Source organism: Candidatus Cloacimonadota bacterium (assembly GCA_011372345.1).
In the GTDB taxonomy this organism is placed as follows: Bacteria; Cloacimonadota; Cloacimonadia; order Cloacimonadales; family TCS61; genus DRTC01.
Map to the genome: position 1 here is coordinate 1 of DRTC01000276.1, position 4,739 is coordinate 4,739.

Sequence of the window (4,739 nt, forward strand, 5' to 3'; positions counted from 1 at the left end):
AAAAGGTTAAGCAGGAAGAGAATATTATGAACCCTTTTTAAAGTTAAAGCACCTCAACATTCCGAAGATTTTGCAAGCAAAAACATTCGGAAGTTGAAAAGTGGTTTCATAGGAGAATTTAAACAAACCTTGAAAATAGTTTCTAATGGAGGAATTCTTTCTCATTAACTTTTTCAATGGTTATAGTAAAAAAAGGATAAAATGATTCAGAATGAAAAAACTTAAGTCAAGATTGGCTGAAGCCAACTTAACTCAAGTTTTACTATGAGAAGAATAGGTTCAAGCGAAATGAAATTCCACAGACAATTATATTCTCAAATCCAATTTGGGAACAAAATGTTTTTTTCTTTGCGTCCTTTGCGTCTTCGCGGTGAATAAAATGAAACAACAAATTCTCCATTACATAGATAATCTGTTATATAGCTATTCAACCTTGTTGTTCATGCACAACCGCATCGTTGGTTTGATTCTGTTGATAACAACTTGCTTCAACAAAAACATCGCGGTTTTAGGATTGATAGCATGGCTTACAACTTTTGTTTTTGCTAGATTCATCGGCATTAAAAAAGATGATGTAGTTCATACGATATATACCTATAATTCGCTTCTCGTTGGATTCTCCATCGGTTTTTTATTCAAGATTTCCTTTTTATCCATTTTCCTGACCATCGGAACCTCCATCCTCACGGTTTTGTTAAGTTACACGCTTTATTCACTGTTTTCTTATTATCTCAGGTTACCGGTTTTGAACATTCCTTTCACGATGGTCAGCACGATCATTTATCTTGCTTCTGTGAAATACAGCGCTCTTTTCGTAGATTCTTTCTATCCTCACGAAAAATTGAATCTTCCCAATCTGCCGTCTTTTCTTCAAGGTTTGTTCAGGACTTTCGGAGTGCTCCTTTTCTCTCCTTATGATATTATCGGAATTCTGGTTTTACTCGCGATTCTCGTTTATTCTCGCATCTCCTTCATTCTGGCAGTTTTTTCTTATTATCTGGGAATTTCAGTGCTTGCTCTTCTGAAAGGAAGTTATACGCAAGCCTTTGCCGATATTTCCACTTTCAATTTTATTCTCGTAGGAATGGCTCTCGGTGGTATTTTCCTGATTCCTTCCAAACGCACCTACACGCTTGCTTTGATCGGTGTGATTGTATCTGTCTTTATTTTGGATGCAGTCTCGGTTTTCTGGTCGTCTTTTGGGATTCCAGTCTTTACTTTACCATTCAATATTGTAGTTCTGCTTTTTGTTTATGTTTTGGTGAACATCGATTATAAGCGGATCAATCTTTTCATCAAGGAATCTCCGGAAGCATCGCTGGCGAGTTTTCTCAATTTCCGGAAAAGGTTTGATTATATCACACCCCAGCCATATCTTCCATTTTCGGGTAAATGGACTGTTTATCAATCTTTCGACGATGTCTGGACGCATAAAGGACACTGGCAGTATGCTTATGATTTTGTGATCACTGATGAGGATGACAACACATTCCGCAGAAAAGGTTCAAAACTCGAAGATTATTACTGCTATGGCAAACCGGTTCTGGCACCAGTCAGCGGAACTGTTATCGATGCTTACGATCTTCTGAAGGATAATCCCATCGGAAGTGTCGATAAAAAAAATAATTGGGGAAATTACATTATTATCTATTCCGCACTTGGATATTATGTGGAAATATCTCATCTTCAGACAAAATCTCTGCAGGTGAAGAACGGAGATTTTGTTAAGTTCGGAGCAGTGATCGCCAATTGTGGAAATTCCGGTTATTCTCCGCAACCGCATATTCATATGCAGGTTCAATATCTGCCGAAACTTGCTTCTAAAACTTATAATTTTTTTATCAGTTTCTGCAAAGATTCCAACCAGAAATTTCTGGCAAATGAAGTTCTGAAAAAGAACATGAAAGTGGAAAAGATCAATACTTCCAGAAAGCATAAAAAGATATTCCAGTTCATTCTTGATGATGTTTTCAAATATAGATTAGCGATTGACGGCGTGGAAAAAAGGGAATTTGAAATTGTCGTCCGGATGGCGATCGACGGTTCTTATTATTTCAATATTAAAGGCACAAAAGATATGTTGTTTTTCGGGATCGAGAATGACATGTTCGTTTTTTACAGTTTTGAAGGGAATCGAAAATCTTTTCTGAAATACCTTTTCCTGGCTCTTCCCAAAATGCCGCTGACGAACGATATCGGACTGAACTGGAAAGAATTCCTGCCCGATAATCTGCTCTTTAATAACAATGGTCTGCATCTGCTGATGAAGTCATTTAACTACAATTTAAGAAGCAGTTTCGGTGAGTATAAACTGGAGAATGAATATGAAATTTCGGGAAAGGTTTCCTGGAAAAACGAGAAAATTCTAACCGGAGTTGTTCTGGATAATTATAAAGGTTTCAGAACGATCGAAGTCAAAATGCCGGATCAGGAAATCGTTTTGAGTTTGCTCAAATGAAAACAATATTTTTAACTGTCTTTGCTTTTCTGTTTTGCAGCATATTTGCAGAACTCACTTTTTTATCCGACATCATGTATTACAAATATTCCAACAATAAAACCTTCAAATCCGGAACTTATGAAAGTTTCACTTTGAATAACAGGAAAGGGAGCGACATCTTCTCGATTTTCATCAGCGAGCAAAAAACGAACGGAAAAACAGACCTTTCCAAAATTTATGATCTGAAAAATCGAGAAACCTGGATTGATTCGGTTTATTATTCCAATCCTGACACGATATTCGTAAATCCTTTTTATGATTCAACTTCTGTTTATCAGGACACAATGAAATATGATAAAAGGGATATTTTCCAAAATGAGATTTTTCTCTCATTTGAGCACAAATTTTCTCAAAAATACGCTTCCGGTCTGGAATTCAAATATTCTTCCTTTGAAAACAGCAGATACAATTTTGCAGTCATGCTGGCAAGTAATCATAGATATGAAATTGGCAAATTTTCTTTCAATTCCAATTTTGCTTTTTCAAAGATAAAGTATGAAACGAAGAGTGAAGTTGAGTGGATCATCATCGACGAGCAGCAATACACGACTTTTGATGATACGACTTATGCCTTTCAGCCGGACAGCGTTGTGACTACAATTATTGAAGAATACAACATTTTCGAAGAAATTACGGAAGAGCAGAAATTGAATACGATCCAGTTCTCGCAAAAGTTTTCTTATCTATATAAAAATCTATTATTGGATGCCGGAATCGATATTTATAGAATTCTGAAAGCAGATGAATTCGATGATAAAATTAATTCTCATTATCATTTTGATGCCGGATATTATTCTGATTATTTCGGCTTTTTCGGAGGATTTTCCAAAGGTGAAAAATTTCTGCTTCAAACTTATAACAATAAATTTCTGAATACGACCAGAGATTTTGATTTAAATTATTCGCTGGGAATGATCGTTTATCCTTTCCTGCGGAATTGGAGCATTTCTTATCAATATAAAAAGAATTATTATGACACTTACCAGGTTGATACTCATCTGCTGAATTTCTATTTCAAATTAAAATAATTCATTAAAATAGTTTGCAGGTTTTTGTGGGAAAAATAGTCTGGTTATATAAAGAGTTTTGCATAACAGTTGTTTTCGTTTGCAGGTTGATCAGAAATTGATTGTCATTACGAGTTCTCTCTTGCTCGCATCGACCGAAGTAATCTCTTTTTTATTATAAAGTTAGAATTGCAGATTGCTTCGTAAGAATTCCTTTGTAAGACACCTCGCAATGACAATTTCGACCGTTACAGAACTCATCTGATTCTATAAAGGTAGTGTATCATAATTTATGAAAGATTATGAAAAACTTATGCTGACTTTCCGAAGCTTCTCATGAAGATATTCTTATCCGGCAGCTGCCGGATTCGGAAAGTTAGGGGCATTCACATCCTTCCGAATCTTTATGTATGAACAAGTGAAAGAAAGCTTCGGAAGAAAAAGAGGAGAGAAAAATGATAAAAAAAATAGTTTTGATCTTAACAGTAATACTGATAATTTCTTTGTTTGCAGAAGAGATGTCTTTCACTGATATTCAGACCTGCTATTATAAATCGTATAAATACGAAACTTCCGAAAAATATTCCAAAGCGATCGATGCTTTGAAGGATGTTTTTACCAATTTCCCGAACACTTATACTGTGAATTATCGTCTCGGCTGGCTCTATTACCTGGATGGAAAATATGCCAATGCGCTGGAACACCTGGAATCAGCACTTCTTATCTATCCCTCTTCTCTTGAGGTTTTGAATACGATCAACCTGCTTTATGTGGCACGCGAAGATTGGGAAGAAGTCGAGGAGCAGTCCGCTCAAATCCTGCAGATCGATTATTACAACGAATATGCGAACTACTGGTATTCATATTCCCTGAAAATGCAGCAGAAATATGATCTGGCAATTAAAGTAAACCGTAAAATGCTGACGATCTTTCCGACTTCCGTAACTTACCTGCAGGAACTGGCGGAAAATCTTTTCCTGAATGATGAGAAAGATGAGAGTAAGCAGATCTTTGAGACAATCATTATTCTCGATCCGACCAATACAACGGCAACAACTTATCTGGAGAAGTTTTAGAATTTATACTTTCCGAAGTTTCTACCGAAGAAATAAGAACATAACTTTGTAAATTGATTAAAAATATAATTGGAAACAGGAAAAGGAAACGGGAATTCAGAAAATTGAAATGCAAAATAAAAAATCTCTGTGATCTCTGTGACTCTGTGGCTAATT

Annotated in this window: 3 protein-coding genes; all 3 read left to right on the top strand. The window is 35.8% G+C overall.

Features of this window, described 5'->3' with window-relative positions:
- Nucleotides 1–379: 379 nt before the first annotated feature.
- Entirely contained in the window at nucleotides 380–2,458 is a 2,079-nt protein-coding gene (locus ENL20_05395) for a peptidase M23 (protein HHE37990.1), read from the top strand.
- Complete coding sequence (locus ENL20_05400; protein ID HHE37991.1) at nucleotides 2,455–3,528, top strand: hypothetical protein; 1,074 nt, start codon at nucleotides 2,455–2,457, stop codon at nucleotides 3,526–3,528. The genes ENL20_05395 and ENL20_05400 overlap by 4 nt, the downstream gene beginning before the upstream one ends.
- A gap of 434 nt (nucleotides 3,529–3,962) precedes the next feature.
- On the top strand, nucleotides 3,963–4,583 hold the full coding sequence (locus tag ENL20_05405; protein HHE37992.1) for a tetratricopeptide repeat protein: 621 nt from the start codon (nucleotides 3,963–3,965) through the stop codon (nucleotides 4,581–4,583).
- The last annotated feature ends 156 nt before the right edge of the window (nucleotides 4,584–4,739 follow it).